The sequence below is a fragment of the Thauera sp. SDU_THAU2 genome, from assembly GCF_038260575.1.
GTDB lineage: Bacteria > Pseudomonadota > Gammaproteobacteria > Burkholderiales > Rhodocyclaceae > Thauera.
The window spans coordinates 4,658,426-4,674,420 of the sequence record NZ_JBBWUN010000003.1; the positions used below are offsets into that span (position 1 = coordinate 4,658,426).

The window sequence follows — 15,995 nt, forward strand, 5'->3', positions numbered from 1 at the left end:
TCGAGTATGAACAACCTGATCGGAAGGAATTCCTGAATGCGTAGGAAAAGTCTGTTGGCCCCGCTGGCGATGGCGCTGCTGCTGGCCGGAGCGGGCCTTGCTGCCTCGGCGGAGAGTGCGGGAAGCGAATGGTCTTACTTCGGCGGCAGCAAGCGCTTCGACCGCTATTCACCGCTCGGCCAGATCGACAAGGGCAACGTGTCGCGCCTGCAGCCGCTGTGGACGCGGCCGGGGCTGGATGCATCGATCAAGGACGCGTTCCCCGATCTCACGCCATCGGGCTATCTGCGCGGTACGCCGATTCTGATCAACGGCGTGCTCTATGCGCCCAACGCGGTCGGTCTGGTCGAGGCCTTCGATCCGGCGACCGGCGCCACCAAGTGGGTGCAGCAGCCCTTCGCCAACACGCTCAAGGAGGCCTCGGGGCAGAGCACCCGCACCGTCGATTATTGGGAGCAGGGTGCAGACAAGCGGATCATCTCGGTCCGCGGCGAGTATCTTTATGCGCTCGACGCCGGTGACGGTACGCCGATCGCCAGCTTCGGCGACCAGGGCCGCGTCTCGCTCAACCGCAATACGCTCGACGAGGCGCCTTTCTTCGGCTTCAACGGTCCGATCATCGTCGGCGACGTCATCGTCATCGGTGGGCAGGGCGGCGGCAAGGCCGGCGGCGGCTATGCCGATGGCGGCGACACCAAGGAAGCCCGGCCGGAGGACATCCGCGGCTACGACGTGCGCACCGGCAGGCAGTTGTGGACCTTCCACATCCTGCCGCGTCCGGGCGAGCCGGGTTACGAGACCTGGACGCCGGAGGCCGCGAGCTATACCGGCAACATGGGCGCCTGGGCGCCGCTGGCCGCCGACGAGGAGCTGGGGATCGTCTATGTGCCGCTGTCCTCGCCCACCAACGCCTTTTATGGGGGACATCGGCCAGGCAACAATCTCTATGCCAACAGCCTGGTTGCCCTCGACGCCAGAACCGGCAAGCTGGTGTGGCATTTCCAGCTGGTTCATCACGACGTATGGGATTCTGACGTCGCTGCACCACCGACGCTGGCCGACCTGAAGGTGGACGGCAAGCGCATCCCGGCGGTGATCCAGCCGGGCAAGACCGGTTTTCTCTATGTGTTCGACCGCCGAAACGGCGAGCCGGTGTGGCCGATCGAGGAGCGGCCGGTGCCGCAATCGACGACGCCGGGTGAGCAGCTGTCTCCGACCCAGCCCTTTCCGACCAAACCGCCCGCCTTCGACCGTCAGGGCATCAGCGAGGATGAGCTGATCGATTACACGCCCGAACTGAAGGAGAAGGCCAAGGCCTTGCTGGCCGGCTTCAACCACGGCCCCTTGTTCATGCCGCCGACGCTCGACGAAAGCGCAAACGGCGGCAAGAAGGGCACGCTGCTGATGCCGGGCGGCTGGGGCAGCGGCAACTGGAACACCGGCGCCTTCGACCCCGAGACCGGGCGTTATTACGCGGTGTCGATGACCCTGCCGGCCGTGCTGGCCCTGACCAAGGTGACGGATGAAGGCAAGGACAAGATCGCTTATCGGGTAAGCAGGCCGCCAAGGGAGATCATGTCGGCCTATGGCCCTGGCCCGGACGGCTTGCCGCTGCTGAAAGGGCCCTATGGACGCATCACCGCATTCGACATGAACAAGGGTGACAAGCTGTGGACGGTGGCCAACGGCGACGGCCCCCGCAACCATCCGCTGCTGAAGGACCTGAACCTGCCGCCGCTCGGCAACATCGGCCGGCCGGTGGCGCTGGTGACGAAGTCGTTGCTCTTCCTCGGCGATGCTTCGGACGCCTTGTACGGCAAAGCCGGACTCAAGGAGAACACCTGGCTGCGCGCCTACGACAAGACGACCGGTGACACGCTCTGGCAGAGCCCCATTCCGGCCGGCACCACCGGCGGGCCGATCACCTACATGGCGAACGGCAGGCAGATACTGCTCGTGCCCATCGGCAACAATGAGTGGGGATCGGGCTGGATGGCCTTCGGCGTCAAATGATGGGCTGAAAAGTACGGTGAACTATTGCGGTATGGCTGTCTTGAAACGGTGGGTGTTCCATATGTCCGCCGTGTGCTGTTTAGGCTTGTGTCCCGTTGCATAGACGCTTCTTCACGAACCGTAAGGCGAAGGGCGGTTGATCCAAGTGGGTGCCCGGCAGGAAACGTTGTAAATTCCAAAGTGGTTCCAGAGGGTGCTTGGTGCCAAACGCGGGATGGGCAAAGTTCATCCTTGGCCTGTGAGATAAGGAGGCTTCCGATGCACGAAGGTAGCTGCTTGTGTGGTTCCGTCAAGTACGTGATTCGTGGCGATCTTCGTGCTGCGGCTTTCTGTCATTGCTCCCGTTGCCGCAAGGCCAACGGCTCGGTGTTTGCCGCGAATGCCACTGTGGATGAGGCCGCGTTCGAACTCGCGAGCGGGAAGGATTCGCTGAAATCGTTCAGTACGCCAGAAGGCGTCCATCGCTTGTTCTGTTCCACTTGCGGCTCGCCGATCTTCAGCAAGCGGGACAGCATGCCGGGCGTACTTCGGCTGCGACTGGGAACCCTCGACACACCGCTCGAATCAGTGCGTCCTTCTGCGCATATCTTCGTCGCTTCCAAGGCCGACTGGTACGAGGTTCTGACTCGCTGCCCCAGTTTGCGGAACGTCCAGCGGGTTAGCTGGATCTTCAGCAACCATGTTTTCTCCAGAAGAACACTTCATGCATCTTGCCCTGCTGGAAGGTCGGAAGGCGCTGCCAGCGTGCCTTCCCAACCCACCTGTCGGCTGTGTCCTGGTGAAGAGTGGTCGAGTCATTGCGAGCGGCTTCACTCAGAAACCAGGGGAACATCACGCCGAGGCGATGGCGCTCTCTCAAGTGTTTGGAGAAGCATCCGGAGTGACTGCATACGTCACGCTTGAGCCTTGTTCATTCCATGGGAGGACACCGTCCTGTGCCAGGATGCTCGTGGCTCGTGGCATTTCGAGCGTGGTTGTCGCCATGTTTGATCCCGATCCACGCAACGCGGGGGCAGGGATAGAAATTCTCAGGGCTGCGGGGGTCGAGGTCGTTACTGGTTTGCTTGAAGACAGGGCGCTTGAGGATCTTGGCCCGTATCTTGATTGGAGCGCTGGAAAGAATCTTCCGGGATGGTGATGCGCTACGTGGCTATTGAGCCGTTCTGCTGCGCTACTCAATAGCCGTATCGCGTTTTTTGGCCTTGCATCGGCGGGCTTTCTGCACGCCCGCCGTCTTTTGTTTAGCCCTGCGTCCCGCTATACAGCCTTTTTTCGACGAATATCGTGTTGCGCAGACCGTTGAGGAACTTGGCCGCGGCGAGCACGGCGAGGTCGATCAGCGGTTCGACGATGGCGACGGTCATGTAGGCGGCGCCGAAGGAGACGACTTCCGCCAGGTTGTCGGCGCCGATGCCCTGGCCGTAGAAGGCCCAGAAGGCGACCCAGGCGACGATGCCGCCCTGGTAGGCGAGCGAGAGTTTCAGCGCCTGGCCGTAGCGGATGTCCACGTAGGGCGTGTGTGCGGGGATGATCTTCTTCGCCAGCACGGCGGTGGCGAACAGCGGCACCAGCAGGGTGGTGACGTTGATGCCGTACTGCGGCAGGTCGAAGGGGGCGAACAGCAGACCTTGCGCCAGCAGGCCGCCGGCCAGCCCGATTGCCGCGGGGGCGAGGCCGAAGATCAGCAGCAGCGTGGTGCCGAGGATCAGGTGGACTTCCGAGACGCCGACCGGGTGGTGGGGGAAGACCTCGAAGAAGCAGAACACCAGCAGGCTCGCCAGCGCGGCGCGCAGCAGCAGCGAAGCGGCGCCGTCGCGCCGGATGGTGTCGAGCGAGGTCTTGGCGGTGTAGGCGAGCGCGGCGGCGGCGGTGCCGTAGCTCAGGAGCATCTTGGAGCCTTCGACGATTCCGGGTTCGATGTGCATGGTTTTCTCCAGGGAAATGATGCGGGTTGGGTGCAGCTAACTACAGGTGAATAGGGAACAGTTCATAGGACTCCAAGCAGATCGGTTGCGCGGACCACTTCCGCATCCCAGGCTGCGCCGATGCGTGTCGCGCGGCCGAGTGCGACTGCCGCATCGTCGAAATCCACCACCGTGCAGATATCGGCGTCGCGCGGGCGCGGCGGGATGTCGTCGAAGCGGGCGTCGGTCAGCAGCCACAGCGCGACGTGTTGTTCGGGCACGGCGCGGCGGCGTTTGCGCAGCAGGGTGTCGGCAAGGGCGACGGCCGACTGCGCCGGGGTGCCGCCGCCGCCGGGGATGGCGGCGATCCAGGCTTCGTTGAAGGCGACGGCCTTGCGCGGCGGCTGCAGCACGCGCGCCTGCTCGCCGGAGAAGCCGATCACGGCGAGGTCTTCGCGGCGGCGGTAGAACTCGGCGGTCCAGCGCAGCAGTAGGCCCTTGGCCAGCGACAGGCGCTTGCCGCGCAGCATCGAGGCCGAGCAGTCGAGCAGGATGCAGTGCAGCACGCCGCCGCCGGCCGGCTGCGCGCGCCAGCGCAGGTGGGCGGGGGCGAGAGTCGTGTTCGCCTTGGCCGCGAGCGTGCGCGGCCAGTCGATGCGCGTGCCGGCGACCGGGCCAGGGCGGCCTTTTTTTGTCGGGCTGGCAACGCGTCCGGCGGTCGCCCTGCCGGGCGCGGCCGCCGGACGCGTCAGGGCTTTTTTGGGCGCAGCGGCCTGACGTTCTTGACCGCCTGGATGGGCACCGGCTGCGGCGGCAGGGCGCCCCAGTCGTCCTGCTGGTCCTGTTGATCTTGCTGGCCGGAGCTCTCGGAGCTGCCCGAATCAGTTTGATCGTTCGTGGCATCCTTGCGTTGGGGGGTGTCGTTAGGCACCGATTCGTCGCGGCGCTGCGGCGGAACATCCTCGGCCGCCTTGCGGCGGTGGGCGAGCACCAGTTCGGCCACGGCGTCGATGTCGGTATCGGTGATCTCGCCGCGGCTGTCGAGCGCGGCATGGGCACGCGCGGCGCGCAGCATCACGAGGTCGGCGCGCACGCCTTCGACCTGGGCGGCGTGGCACAGCGTCGCGACGCGGTCGTGGGTCGCGTCGCTGAAGCCGATGCCGGCCAGTGCCGTGCGGGCGCGGGCGATGCGCCCGGCAAGTTCGCGCTGTTCGGCCTCGAAGCGGCGGACGAAGCCGGCCGGGTCGGCATCGAAGGCCAGCCGGGCGCGCACGATGGCCTGGCGCGCGGCGGGGGCGATGGCTTCGTCCAGGCGCACGAACAGGCCGAAGCGGTCCAGCAGTTGCGGGCGCAACTCGCCTTCTTCCGGGTTCATGGTGCCGACCAGAGTCAGTCTTGCCGGGTGCTGGTGCGAGACGCCGTCGCGCTCGACGCGGTTGATGCCGCTGGCGCAGACGTCGAGCAGCAGGTCGACCAGGCCGTCGGCGAGCAGATTGACTTCGTCGATGTAGAGCAGACCGTCGTGGGCCTGGGCAAGCAGGCCGGGGCGGAAGCGCACCTGGCCGTCCTGCAGCGCGGCTTCGAGGTCGAGCGAGCCGACGAGCTGTTCCTCGCTGGTGCCCAGCGGCAAGTCGACGAAGCGGCCGCCGCCGTGGTCCTTCGGCAGCAGCTCGGCGAGCGCGCGTGCGCTGGTGGATTTGGCCGTGCCGCGCGGACCTTCGATCAGCACGCCGCCGATCAGCGGGTCGACGGCGGCGAGCAGCAGCGCGGTGCGCAGGCGCGGCTGGCCGTGCAGCGCGGCGAAAGGATATCGGGGCACGGCGGAGGTCGTGGAGGCGTTCATCGTTTTTCCAGATGCTGTTCGGCGGCGAGCAGGTGCTGCTCGATGCGTTCGCGCCAGTCGCCGGGTTCCTGCCACAGGCCGCGCTGAATGGCTTCGAGCAGGCGTTCGCACATCTCGCGCAGCGCGTCGGGGTTGTGGCGCTGCAGGAAGTCGCGGGTGTGGGTGTCTTCGATATAGGCGTCGGCGACGCGGGCGTACTGGTCGTCGCGGACGACGCGGGCGGTGGCGTCGAAGGCGAACAGGTAATCGACCGTGGCCGCCATCTCGAACGCGCCTTTGTAGCCGTGGCGCTTGATGCCGGCGATCCATTTCGGGTTGGTCACGCGCGAGCGCACGACGCGGCTGATTTCCTCCTCCAGCGAGCGCACCACCGGTGCCTGCGGGTTGGCGTGGTCGCCGAAATACACCGCCGGCTGGCTGCCGGACAGGTGGCGCACCGCGGCGGTCATGCCGCCCTGGAACTGGTAGTAGTCGTCGGAGTCGAGCAGGTCGTGCTCGCGGTTGTCCTGGTTCTGCATCACCAGGTCGATGCCGGACAGGCGGCGGGCGAAGGTGTTGCGGGCCTCGCTGCCGTAGTCGTGCTGGCCGTAGGCGTGGCCGCCCCATTCGAGCCAGGCGGTGGCGAGGTCGGCGTCGTCGTCCCAGTTGCGGCCGTCGATCAGGCCTTGCAGGCCGGCGCCGTAGGCACCGGGCTTGGCGCCGAAGATGCGGTGGCCGGCGTGGCGGCGGGCCTCGCTCGCATCCATGCCTTCGGCGGCCAGTGTGGCGGCTTCGCGCAGGATGCGGGCGCGGATCGGGTTGACGTCCTCGGCTTCGTCCAGCTCGGCGACGGCCTGCACTGCGGCATCGAACAGGCGGATGACGTTGGCGAAGGCGTCGCGGAAGAAGCCGGACACGCGCAGCGTGACGTCGATGCGCGGACGGTCGAACAGCGACATCGGCAGGATCTCGAAGTCGGCCACGCGGTGGCTGCCGTCGGCCCACTTGGGCCGCACGCCGATCAGCGCGAAGGCCTGGGCGATGTCGTCGCCGCCGGTGCGCATCGTCGCCGTGCCCCATACCGACAGGCCGATCGCGCGCGGGTAGTCGCCGTGCTCTTGCACATAGCGTTCGACGAGCAGCGCGGCGGACTTCAGGCCGAGCGCCCAGCTCGTCTGCGTGGGCACGGCGCGGGTGTCGACCGAGTAGAAGTTGCGCCCGGTCGGCAGCACGTCGGGGCGGCCGCGGGTGGGGGCGCCGCTCGGGCCCGGCGGCACGAAGCGGCCGGCGAGGCCGCGCGTGAGTTGCAGCAGTTCCTGTTCGCCGCAGGCGTCGAGGCGCGGGCGCAGTTCGTGGTCGATGCGTTCGAGCACGGCGCCGGCGAGCGGCCAGTCGTGGCTTGCCGGCAGGCCTTGTTCCAGCACCTGCAATGCCAGCAGTTCGAGCCGCTCGCGGGTATCGCCGGCGTTGCGCCACAGGCCGTCGCCGAGTTCCGCGAGTACGGCCGGGCGCTGGCCGTGCCAGGGCTGGCCCCAGTCGGAGTCGAGCGGGTTGAAGCCTTCGCTGCACAGGCCGAGGTCGGTCGCCAGCGCGCGGGTCAGGCCTTCCTTGCCGCCGCGGCCGTCGCCGACCGGATGGCGCGCGAGCGCGAGCAGGGTGTCGCGCCGCAGCCGTGCGGTGGGCGAGCGGCCGAAGATGTGCAGGCCGTCGCGGATCTGCGCTTCCTTCAGGTCGCACAGGTAGGCGTCGGTGCGGTTGAGCAGGCGCTGTTCCTCTTCGGCCGTCTTCGGTTCGTCGAAGCCGAGGTCGCGGTGCAGGTCGTGGCGCAGGATGTGGTCGAGGATCTGGCGGCGCAGCAGCTCGGCGCGGCGCGGGTCGAGCATCAGCGCTTCGTAGTATTCGTCGACCTGGCGTTCGAGGTCGCGCGTCGGGCCGTAGCTTTCGGCGCGGGTCAGCGGCGGCATCAGGTGGTCGATGATCACCGCCTGGGCGCGGCGCTTGGCCTGGGTGCCTTCGCCGGGGTCGTTGACGATGAAGGGGTAGAGGTGGGGCAGCGGGCCGAAGGCGACGTCGGGCCAGCATTCGTCCGACAGCGCCACGCTCTTGCCCGGCAGCCATTCGAGGTTGCCGTGCTTGCCGACGTGCACGATGGCGTCGCTGCGCCAGACTTCGCGCAGCCAGCAGTAGAAGGCGAGGTAGTGGTGCGGCGGCACCAGGTCGGGGTCGTGGTAGCTGGCCTGGGCGTCGAGCTCGTAGCCGCGCGCGGGCTGGATGCCGACGAAGACCTGGCCGCAGCGCAGCCCGGCGATCATGAAGCGGCCCTGGCGCGTCATCGGGTCGCCGGCCGGCGGGCCCCAGCGTTCGTTCACCGCGTTGCGCACGGCCTGCGGCAGGCGCTCGAAGAAGGCGAGGTAGGTCTCCATCGCTAGGCTCTGCCGCGCCGGGCGTAAGGCCCACTGCTCGGGATCGTTGGTGATGCCTTCCTTCAACTGCAGCATCAGTGCGTCGCCGTCGGCCGGGATGGCCTCGGTGGCATAGCCCTCGTCGCGCAGGCGTTCGAGGATGGTGATCACCGAGGCCGGGGTGTCGAGGCCGACGCCGTTGCCCAGCCGGCCTTCGCGGCTGGGGTAGTTGGCCAGGATCAGCGCCAGCCGCTTGCCGGCGTTGGGCAGCGCGCGCAGCCGGCACCAGCGCCGCGCCAGCTCGGCGACGAAGGCCATGCGCTCGGGCTGCGGGCGGTATTGCACGACGTCGCACTGGGTCAGTTCGCAGCGGTGCGACAAGCCCTTGAAGCTGACCGCGCGGCTGATGATGCGGCCGTCCACTTCGGGCAGGGCGATGTGCATGGCGATGTCGCGCGGCGCCAGGCCGTGCGGATCGGTCCGCCAGCCTTCCTCGTTGCCGCCGGACAGGATGAGCTGCAGCACCGGGATGTCGTCGACCAGCGCATGGTCGCCGGGATCGTCCAGCGCGGACTGCGAGAACGCGGTGGTGTTGAGGATCAGCGCCACTTCGTGCTCGCGGCACAGCCGGCGCAGGGTGTCGGCGCACAGCGCGTCCTTCAGCGACAGCAGCGCGATCGGCAGCGGGTTCAGGCCGCGCGCGGCCAGCGTGTCGCACAGGTGGGCGAACACCGCGGTGTTGCCGGCCTGCAGGTGGGCGCGGTAGAACAGCACGGCGACGCAGGGTGCGCCGGGCTGCCAGTCCCTTTGCCAGCTTTCCACCGAGCCGAGTTCCTGGCGCGGGTGGAACACCGCCACCGAGGGCAGCGGCCGCGGCGGCGGCATCTGCAAGGGCAGCGCGAAGAACTGCGCGGCGAGGAACTGGTGGAAGGCGCGTGCGTTGGCCGGCCCGCCTTCGCGCAGGTAGCGCCACAGCGTGCGGCAGGTATCGGCATCGACCGTGCTCTTCTGCAGCAGATTGCTGTCTTCGGTGGTGTCGCCGGAGAACATCACCAGCGCGATGCCGCGCGCGCGGCACAGTTCGCCGATGCGCTCGGTGCCGTAGGGCCAGTAGCTCTCGCCGCCGAGGTGGTCGATGACGATGACGCGGGCATGCTGCAGCACGTCGTCGAGGTAGAGGTCGACCGAAGCCGGCTGGCGCAGGTGCAGCAGGTTGGCCAGCCGCAGGCTCGGAAAACCTTCGATGCCCTCGCTCGCGGCCGGCCAGGCGGCGGCGAGCAGCGCCAGCGTGGTGTCGGCGGCGCTGAGGATGACGATGTCGGCCGGATCCTGCGCGATGCGCGTGATGACCGAGGCGTCGTCGACGAAGCCGCCGGGCTGGGCCGCGAGCAGGTGCATCAGGCGGCTCCGGCGGGGGCGTCGGCAGCGATGGCGGCCGCGTTCAGGGCGTCGCGCAGGGTGTTGGCATCGAGGTCTTCGCCGATCAGCACCAGGTGGGTGCGCGGCGTCTCGTCGGCCAGCCAGCGGCGGTCGAAGTAGCTGTCGAAGCGGCGGCCGACGCCATGTACCACCAGGCGCATCGGCTTGCCGGGCAGGGCGACGAAGCCCTTGACGCGGTAGATGGCGTTTTCGGCGGTGAGCGTGTGCAGGATCTCGAGCAGGCGCTCGCGCTCGACCAGCGGCAGATCGATCACCACCGAGTCGAAGGCGTCGTGATCGTGGTCATGCTCCTCGCCTTCCTCGTGATCGTGGTGGCTCTGGCGCAGGTGGATGTTCTCTTCCGAGGCGGCGCCGAGGCCGAGCACGATGCCGAGGTCGATGCGGCCCTGGTCGGCGGCGACGATCTTCACCTCGGGCGGCAGCTCCTCGCGCACCAGGGCTTCGACGCGGGCGCGGGCCTCGGCGTCGGCGAGGTCGGTCTTGGACAGCACGACCAGATCGGCGGCCGACAACTGGTCCTCGAACAGCTCGTGCAGCGGCGATTCGTGGTCCAGGTTGGGATCGGCGCGGCGCTGGGCATCGACCGCCGGCGGATTGGCGGCGAACTGGCCGGACGCGGCGGCGGGCACGTCGACCACGGTGACGACCGCATCCACCGTGCAGGCGTTGCGGATCTCGGGCCAGTTGAAGGCCTGCACCAGCGGCTTGGGCAGGGCCAGGCCGGACGTCTCGATCAGGATGTGGTCGATCTCGCCACGGCGCGCGATCAGTTCGCGCATCACCGGGTAGAACTCTTCCTGCACGGTGCAGCACAGGCAGCCGTTGGCCAGCTCGAACAGTTCGCCCGGACGTTCCTGGCCGTCCTCGTCGCAGCCGATGCCGCAGCCGCGCAGGATGTCGCCGTCGATGCCGAGCTCGCCGAACTCATTGACGATCACGGCGATGCGGCGGCCCTCGGCGTTGTTCAGGATGTGGCGCAGCAGCGTGGTCTTGCCGCTGCCGAGGAAGCCGGTGACGATGGTGGCGGGGATTCTGGCCTGGACGGACATGGAGTTTCTCCTGGAAGGTCGGGAATTCAGCGGCTGGGGGATGCGAACGCGCTTGCGGGCGGAGCAGCCGTTCCGGCATGCGAATCTTTGCTGGAGGGTGCAGGCGCCGATGCGCCCACATCGTTCTCAGGTGCTTGTGCCGCGCCTTCGGGCCGGCAGCGCCAGGGTACGACGTAGGGCTGGCGTTCGTGCTCGCCCAGCATTGCCTGCACCTGGTACACGCGCTGCAGGTTGGCGGCGGTGAGCACGGTGCGCGGGGCGCCGCAGGCCACGGCGCGGCCGTGGTCCATCAGCAGCACGCGGTGGCAGAAGCGGCTGGCCAGCGTCAAGTCGTGCAGCACCACCATCACCGTGCGGCCGAGCGCGCACTGCTCGCGCAGCAGTTCCATCACGCTCAGCTGGTGGAAGGGGTCGAGCGCCGCGACCGGCTCGTCGGCCAGCAGCAGCGGCGCATCGACGGCCAGGGCGCGTGCCAGCCGGGCGCGGGCGCGTTCACCGCCGGACAATTGATCGAGCCGGCGCTCGGCCAGCGCTTCCAGCCGCATCTGGGCCATCGCCCGGGTGACGGCCTCGTCGCCGTCCGGTGCCGCGCGCCAGCGTGGGCGGTGTGGCAGGCGGCCGAGGGCGACGAAGTCGCGCACCGTCAGCGGCCAGGCGGCATGGTCGCCCTGGGCGAGATAGGCCAGCCGGGTGGCGCGCTGGCGCGGCGACAGCGCGGCCAGCGGTGTGCCGTCGAGCCGGATCGCGCCCTGGTGCGGCAGCAACTGCGCCACCGCCCGCAGCAGGCTGCTCTTGCCGGCGCCGTTGGGGCCGATCAGGCCGAACAGTTCGCCCTGGCCGATTTCGGTCGAGACGCCGTCGACCAGGGTCGCGCTGCCGCGGCGCACGAAGAGGGATTCGATGAGCAGCCGCGTCATGCCCGCCCCAGCCGTTCGCGCAGCACCAGCACGAAGAAGAAGGGCGCGCCGATCAATGCCGTGACCACGCCCAGCATCAGTTCGAAGCCGCCGCTGACCAGGCGCAGCACGACGTCGGCGGCCAGCAGCAGCACCGCGCCGCCGAGTGCGCTCGACACCAGCAGGCGCGCCGGGTGGTAGCCCACGGCGCGGCGCAGCATGTGCGGCACCACCAGGCCGACGAAGCCGATCGCGCCGGTCACGGCGACGCTGGCGCCGACGCACAGCGCGGTGCCGACGACCACCTGCGCGCGCAGGCGGGCGAGATTGACGCCCATGCTGGCGGCTTCGTCCTCGCCCACCGACAGCGCGTCGAGGTCGCGCCCGCAGGCGGCCAGCAGGGCGAGGCCGGTGAGCACGAAAGGCAGGCACAGGCGGATGTCGTCGAAGCTGCGATCGGCCAGCGAACCGAGCAGCCACAGCACGATGTCCTGGACGTCGGTCGGGTTGGGGGCGAGGTTGATCGCCAGCGAAGTCAGCGCGCCGGCCAGCGAGGACAGCGCCACGCCGGCCAGGATCAGCGTCAGGTTGCCGGTGCCGCGGCGGGCGATGCGGTACAGCACCAGCGTCGCCAGGCCGGCGCAGCTCATCGCCGCAGCCGGCAGCAGCCAGGGCGTCAACTGGGCGAGGCCGAAGTACAGGCACAGCACTGCGCCCAGGCTGGCGCTGGAGCTGATGCCGAGCAGGCCCGGCTCGGCGAGCGGATTGCGCAGCAGGCCCTGCAGCGCCGCGCCCGACATGCCGAGCGAAGCGCCGACCAGGATCGCCAGCAGCACGCGCGGCAGGCGGATCTCGGCGACGATGGCATGCTGGCGGGCCAGCGCTTCGGACGCGCCATCGCCGACCGGCAGCAGCGCGGCGGCGACGTCGGTCAGCGCCAGTTGCACCGGGCCGATGCCGAGCGAAACCAGCGCGAGCGCAAGCAGGGCCAGCGCGAGCAGGCCGTTGAGCGGCAGCGCGTGTTGGCCGGTGCGCGGCAGCGGTGTACGGGATGTGGCTTGGCCGGCCGTCATTGTGGCACCTGTGTCGGTGAGGCTGTGATTTGCTGCCTGCCGTTCGTCGTTTCCCCCTCGACCCCTCCGCCGCTTGGGGAGAGGGGCGCCTGGCTCAGGGACAACTGGGCCGGCGGGCTCAGGCGGGCCAATTGTGCGGCGATGTCTTCGGCGGCCTCGATGAGCTGCCAGTTGCTGCAGCCCCAGTCGTTGCCGTCCATGCGGACCACCGGGCGTTCGGCGAGCAGCGTCCGCATCAGCGGATGGCGGGCGAAGCCGGAGCGGGCATACGCGGTGTCGTTGAGCATGCTGCTGACGACGAAGACATCGGGCGGGTCGGTCACCACGTCCTCCAGCGCGACCCGGCCCCAGCCGCGGCGGCCGGATTCGGTCGCGTGGTTGCGCACGCTGGCGGCCTGGAACACCGCGTCGACATAGGTGCCGGCGCCGGCAGTGCCGCCGTTGGGGCGCAGGTAGAGCGCGCGGGCCGGATGCGTGATCGCCTGCAGGTGGGCGATGCGGGCCTGGACGTTCGCCACCAGCGCCTCGCCGGCGGCGCTGCGGCCGAGCCGGCCGGCGATCTGCCGGGTGCTGGCGAAGATGCCGTCCCAGTCGGTGGGGTAGGGCACGGTGACGATCTCGATGCCGTGGCGCTCGAACAGCGCGGCCTGGTGGCGTGCCTGCCAGCGCCGCGACGCCAGCACGACATCGGGGCGCAGGGCCAGCACTTCCTCGGCGCTGCCGTCGTTGACGGGATGGCGGCGAGCCTGTTCGTACATGTCGGTACGACGCGGGTCCTGGCTCTTGCGCGACACCGAGACGATCTGCGCCGGGTCGGCGAGGCCGAGCACCAGCATGTCGGCGCACAGGTTGGTCGACATCACGCGCGGCAGCGCCGTGCCGGACGCAGCGAAGGCGAAAGTGCCGGGCAGCAGGGCCAGCAGCGCGGCGAGCAGGCGCACGGCCATCTCAGCTGCCGGCGCCGGGCGCTTGCACCGTGCCGGCCCTGAAGGCGTGGGAAAAAGAGAGGTCGTGGCGCGTGTTGTCCTGGTCCATGGCTGCGGCTGTGGCGACGATCGGCCTGGGGACGGAGAACGGAAGGCCAAAGCCGGGACGGCAGGCCAGACGGCGATCGCCCGCACCCCGGGGCAGTGACCTTCAATCGACCAGGCCGGTCTTCTGGCTCTCCTTCGTCCGGATGTCCGCGGCCTTCCCGGGCATGGCCCAGTGGCAGGGGGCGGAATCCGTCAGGACTACAGCAGCGGGGGCTGCGCCGGAATGGCCGCTGGAGGCGGTATCACCGGACTTCCCGTTTCACCCTGTCCGCGACGGCGTGACAGGGCACCTGGATCGAATGCGCGCGAAGCTTAAGTGAGGGCCCGGGGGTTTGGCAAGCCGCGAGTCGGGTGGGAGCGGGCCGGCACGCGTGCTTGTGCCGGCCCGGCGCTTCAGGTTCAGCGGTTGCCGTTGCCGGGCTTGGCGGAGAACAAGGCTGCGCGCGGCGCGGCGGGACGGCTGGCGCGGGCTCGATTGCCATCGACGTCCGCGCGGCGGTTGTCGACGGCGCGGTTGCCGTTGGCTTCACCGCGGCGCGACGCATGGGAAACACGATTGCCGTCCACATCGGGGCGCGAGGGCTGCATGCGGTTGCCGTTGATCTCGCGTGGCTCGCTGCTGCGCGGTGCGCGGTTGCCGTCGGCCTCGCCGCGGCGCGGCTGCGAGCGGCTGCCCGATTTGCCCTGGCCGGTGCCGCGTCCGCCGGCGTTGGCACGATCGCCGCGTGGTGCGCCGGACTGGGCGCCATTGCGGCCCTGGCCGGGACGGCCGCCGCCACGGCGCTGCAAGGGTTCGCGCTGGTGGTCGGCGTCATGGGCGGCTTCGGCGCCGGCGCTGGGCACGAAGTCCTCGGCCACGGCACGGTCGATGCGGCGCTTGATCAGGCGCTCGATCGCGGTCAGCAGCTTGATCTCTTCGTCATCGACCAGCGAGATGGCGTTGCCGGCGGCGCCGGCGCGGCCGGTGCGGCCGATGCGGTGCACATAGTCTTCCGGCACGTTGGGCAGCTCGAAGTTGACCACCTGCGGCAACTGGTCGATGTCGAGGCCGCGTGCGGCGATGTCGGTCGCCACCAGCACCGGCAGCGAGCCGTCCTTGAACTGCGCCAGTGCCCGCGTGCGCGCCGCCTGGCTCTTGTTGCCGTGGATCGCGGCGGCGGCGATGCCGTGCTTGGTGAGGTATTCGGCCAGCTTGTTGGCGCCATGCTTGGTGCGGGTGAACACCAGCGCCTGGAACCACTGCTTTTCCTTGATCAGGTGGGCGAGCAGTTCGCGCTTCTGCTTCTGGCCGATCATGTAGACCGCCTGGTCGACGCGTTCGGCGGTGGTGTTGCGCGGCGCGACTTCGACCGTGGCCGGATCGTGCAGCAGGCCGTGGGCCAGTTCGCGGATCTCGTCCGAGAACGTGGCCGAGAACAGCAGGTTCTGGCGCTTCTTCGGCAGCAGCGCGAGTACCTTGCGGATGTCGCGGATGAAGCCCATGTCGAGCATGCGGTCGGCTTCGTCCAGCACCAGGATCTCGACGCCGGACAGGTCCACGGTTTTCTGCCCGACGTGGTCGAGCAGGCGGCCGGGCGTGGCGACCAGGATGTCCACGCGCTTTTTCAGCGCGCCGATCTGCGGATTGATGTTGACGCCGCCGAACATCACCAGCGAAGTCAGCGGCAGGTGCTTGCCGTAGGTCTTGACCGATTCCTCGACCTGCGCGGCGAGTTCGCGCGTCGGCGTCAGGATCAGGCAGCGCGGGCGGCCGGGCGGGTGCGGGTGGGCGTGGGTCTGCGACAGCATGTGCAGCAGCGGCAGCGTGAAACCGGCGGTCTTGCCGGTGCCGGTCTGGGCGGCGGCGAGCAGGTCGCCGCCGGCGAGTACTTGCGGAATGGCCTGGGCCTGGATCGGCGTCGGCGAGGTATAGCCCGCTTCGCCGATGGCGCGCAGGATGGGTTCGGCCAGCCCGAGGCTGGCGAAAGTGACGACTTCGGAATTCATTCGATGGTTTCCGGCGCCAGTCCGTCGCGCATTCGTGGCGACACCAATCCGGACTGGCGGGAGAGATCCGCGGCAGGGGCCGGCCGGATCGTTGCAGGAATCGCCGCGATCGATCGGTCAAGCCACGGCGAGTCGGCACTATAGAGGCTATGCGGGCTCGATGCGAGCTTTTTGTGCACAGCAGCGAAAAGATGGGTATATCTCGGGCAGCATCGCAGCTGTGCCCGAATCGATGCCCAGGCTTGCGAGCGGTCCAGCCGGCAGCCGTCGCTGCCTGGCTCCTAACACATCACGCAAAAGTCCTGCTGCAGAGCAAAAAACAAATTATGTAAGAAAAATATGTTGCAAGATGAAAATCCATTCGTAATAATCCATA

Annotated in this window: 11 protein-coding genes, 1 pseudogene and 1 riboswitch; of the genes and pseudogenes, 3 read left to right on the plus strand and 9 right to left on the minus strand. The window is 68.7% G+C overall.

Annotation, left to right across the window (positions count from 1 at the left end; translation table 11 throughout):
- The first annotated feature begins 36 nt into the window (after positions 1–36).
- The 3 genes and pseudogenes from AAFL97_RS23470 (at position 37) to AAFL97_RS23480 (ending at position 3,151) form a co-directional block, all read left to right on the plus strand.
- On the plus strand, positions 37–2,013 hold the full coding sequence (locus AAFL97_RS23470) for an outer membrane protein assembly factor BamB family protein (RefSeq protein ID WP_341646997.1): 1,977 nt from the start codon (positions 37–39) through the stop codon (positions 2,011–2,013).
- A 258-nt stretch (positions 2,014–2,271) separates the two neighbouring features.
- Positions 2,272–2,550 (plus strand): annotated as a pseudogene (locus AAFL97_RS24815) (GFA family protein); the annotation flags it as partial.
- A 142-nt stretch (positions 2,551–2,692) separates the two neighbouring features.
- Positions 2,693–3,151, plus strand: coding sequence for a bifunctional diaminohydroxyphosphoribosylaminopyrimidine deaminase/5-amino-6-(5-phosphoribosylamino)uracil reductase RibD (locus tag AAFL97_RS23480; protein WP_341646999.1), 459 nt, complete (start codon positions 2,693–2,695; stop codon positions 3,149–3,151).
- Between the two features lie 103 nt (positions 3,152–3,254).
- On the opposite strand, the gene AAFL97_RS23485 is transcribed toward AAFL97_RS23480, so the two are convergent.
- The 9 genes from AAFL97_RS23485 to AAFL97_RS23525 form a co-directional block, all read right to left on the minus strand.
- Positions 3,255–3,938 (minus strand): energy-coupling factor ABC transporter permease, encoded by a 684-nt coding sequence (locus AAFL97_RS23485; protein ID WP_341647000.1) that lies wholly within the window; start codon positions 3,936–3,938, stop codon positions 3,255–3,257.
- A gap of 62 nt (positions 3,939–4,000) precedes the next feature.
- Positions 4,001–4,483, minus strand: coding sequence for a vWA domain-containing protein (locus tag AAFL97_RS23490; protein WP_341647001.1), 483 nt, complete (start codon positions 4,481–4,483; stop codon positions 4,001–4,003).
- Between the two features lie 182 nt (positions 4,484–4,665).
- Positions 4,666–5,760, minus strand: a complete 1,095-nt coding sequence (locus AAFL97_RS23495; protein ID WP_341647002.1) for an ATP-binding protein — start codon at positions 5,758–5,760, stop codon at positions 4,666–4,668.
- Positions 5,757–9,539 carry a cobaltochelatase subunit CobN gene (gene cobN / locus AAFL97_RS23500; RefSeq protein ID WP_341647003.1) on the minus strand — a complete coding sequence of 1,261 codons (3,783 nt, stop codon included), beginning with the start codon at positions 9,537–9,539 and terminating at the stop codon, positions 5,757–5,759. Before cobN ends, AAFL97_RS23495 begins: the two co-directional genes overlap by 4 nt.
- Positions 9,539–10,630, minus strand: coding sequence for a cobalamin biosynthesis protein CobW (gene cobW / locus AAFL97_RS23505; protein ID WP_341647004.1), 1,092 nt, complete (start codon positions 10,628–10,630; stop codon positions 9,539–9,541). Before cobW ends, cobN begins: the two co-directional genes overlap by 1 nt.
- 26 nt (positions 10,631–10,656) lie before the next feature.
- Positions 10,657–11,547 carry an ABC transporter ATP-binding protein gene (locus AAFL97_RS23510; protein WP_341647005.1) on the minus strand — a complete coding sequence of 297 codons (891 nt, stop codon included), beginning with the start codon at positions 11,545–11,547 and terminating at the stop codon, positions 10,657–10,659.
- Positions 11,544–12,599 (minus strand): FecCD family ABC transporter permease, encoded by a 1,056-nt coding sequence (locus AAFL97_RS23515; protein ID WP_341647006.1) that lies wholly within the window; start codon positions 12,597–12,599, stop codon positions 11,544–11,546. The genes AAFL97_RS23510 and AAFL97_RS23515 overlap by 4 nt, the downstream gene beginning before the upstream one ends.
- Positions 12,596–13,546, minus strand: a complete 951-nt coding sequence (locus AAFL97_RS23520) for an ABC transporter substrate-binding protein (protein WP_341647007.1) — start codon at positions 13,544–13,546, stop codon at positions 12,596–12,598. The genes AAFL97_RS23515 and AAFL97_RS23520 overlap by 4 nt, the downstream gene beginning before the upstream one ends.
- A 184-nt stretch (positions 13,547–13,730) precedes the next feature.
- Positions 13,731–13,943: riboswitch (cobalamin riboswitch) on the minus strand.
- An 89-nt stretch (positions 13,944–14,032) separates the two neighbouring features.
- Positions 14,033–15,619 (minus strand): DEAD/DEAH box helicase, encoded by a 1,587-nt coding sequence (locus AAFL97_RS23525; RefSeq protein WP_341647008.1) that lies wholly within the window; start codon positions 15,617–15,619, stop codon positions 14,033–14,035.
- Positions 15,620–15,995 lie beyond the last annotated feature (376 nt).

Excerpts from the sequence above, each read along its gene's own strand:
- AAFL97_RS23470 (WP_341646997.1), top strand. The coding sequence starts at position 37 with ATGCGTAGGAAAAGTCTGTTGGCCCCGCTGGCGATGGCGCTGCTGCTG.
- AAFL97_RS23480 (WP_341646999.1), top strand. The coding sequence starts at position 2,693 with ATGTTTTCTCCAGAAGAACACTTCATGCATCTTGCCCTGCTGGAAGGT.
- AAFL97_RS23485 (WP_341647000.1), bottom strand. The coding sequence starts at position 3,938 with ATGCACATCGAACCCGGAATCGTCGAAGGCTCCAAGATGCTCCTGAGC.
- AAFL97_RS23495 (WP_341647002.1), bottom strand. The coding sequence starts at position 5,760 with ATGAACGCCTCCACGACCTCCGCCGTGCCCCGATATCCTTTCGCCGCG.
- cobN (WP_341647003.1), bottom strand. The coding sequence starts at position 9,539 with ATGCACCTGCTCGCGGCCCAGCCCGGCGGCTTCGTCGACGACGCCTCG.
- cobW (WP_341647004.1), bottom strand. The coding sequence starts at position 10,630 with ATGTCCGTCCAGGCCAGAATCCCCGCCACCATCGTCACCGGCTTCCTC.
- AAFL97_RS23510 (WP_341647005.1), bottom strand. The coding sequence starts at position 11,547 with ATGACGCGGCTGCTCATCGAATCCCTCTTCGTGCGCCGCGGCAGCGCG.
- AAFL97_RS23515 (WP_341647006.1), bottom strand. The coding sequence starts at position 12,599 with ATGACGGCCGGCCAAGCCACATCCCGTACACCGCTGCCGCGCACCGGC.
- AAFL97_RS23520 (WP_341647007.1), bottom strand. The coding sequence starts at position 13,546 with ATGGCCGTGCGCCTGCTCGCCGCGCTGCTGGCCCTGCTGCCCGGCACT.
- AAFL97_RS23525 (WP_341647008.1), bottom strand. The coding sequence starts at position 15,619 with ATGAATTCCGAAGTCGTCACTTTCGCCAGCCTCGGGCTGGCCGAACCC.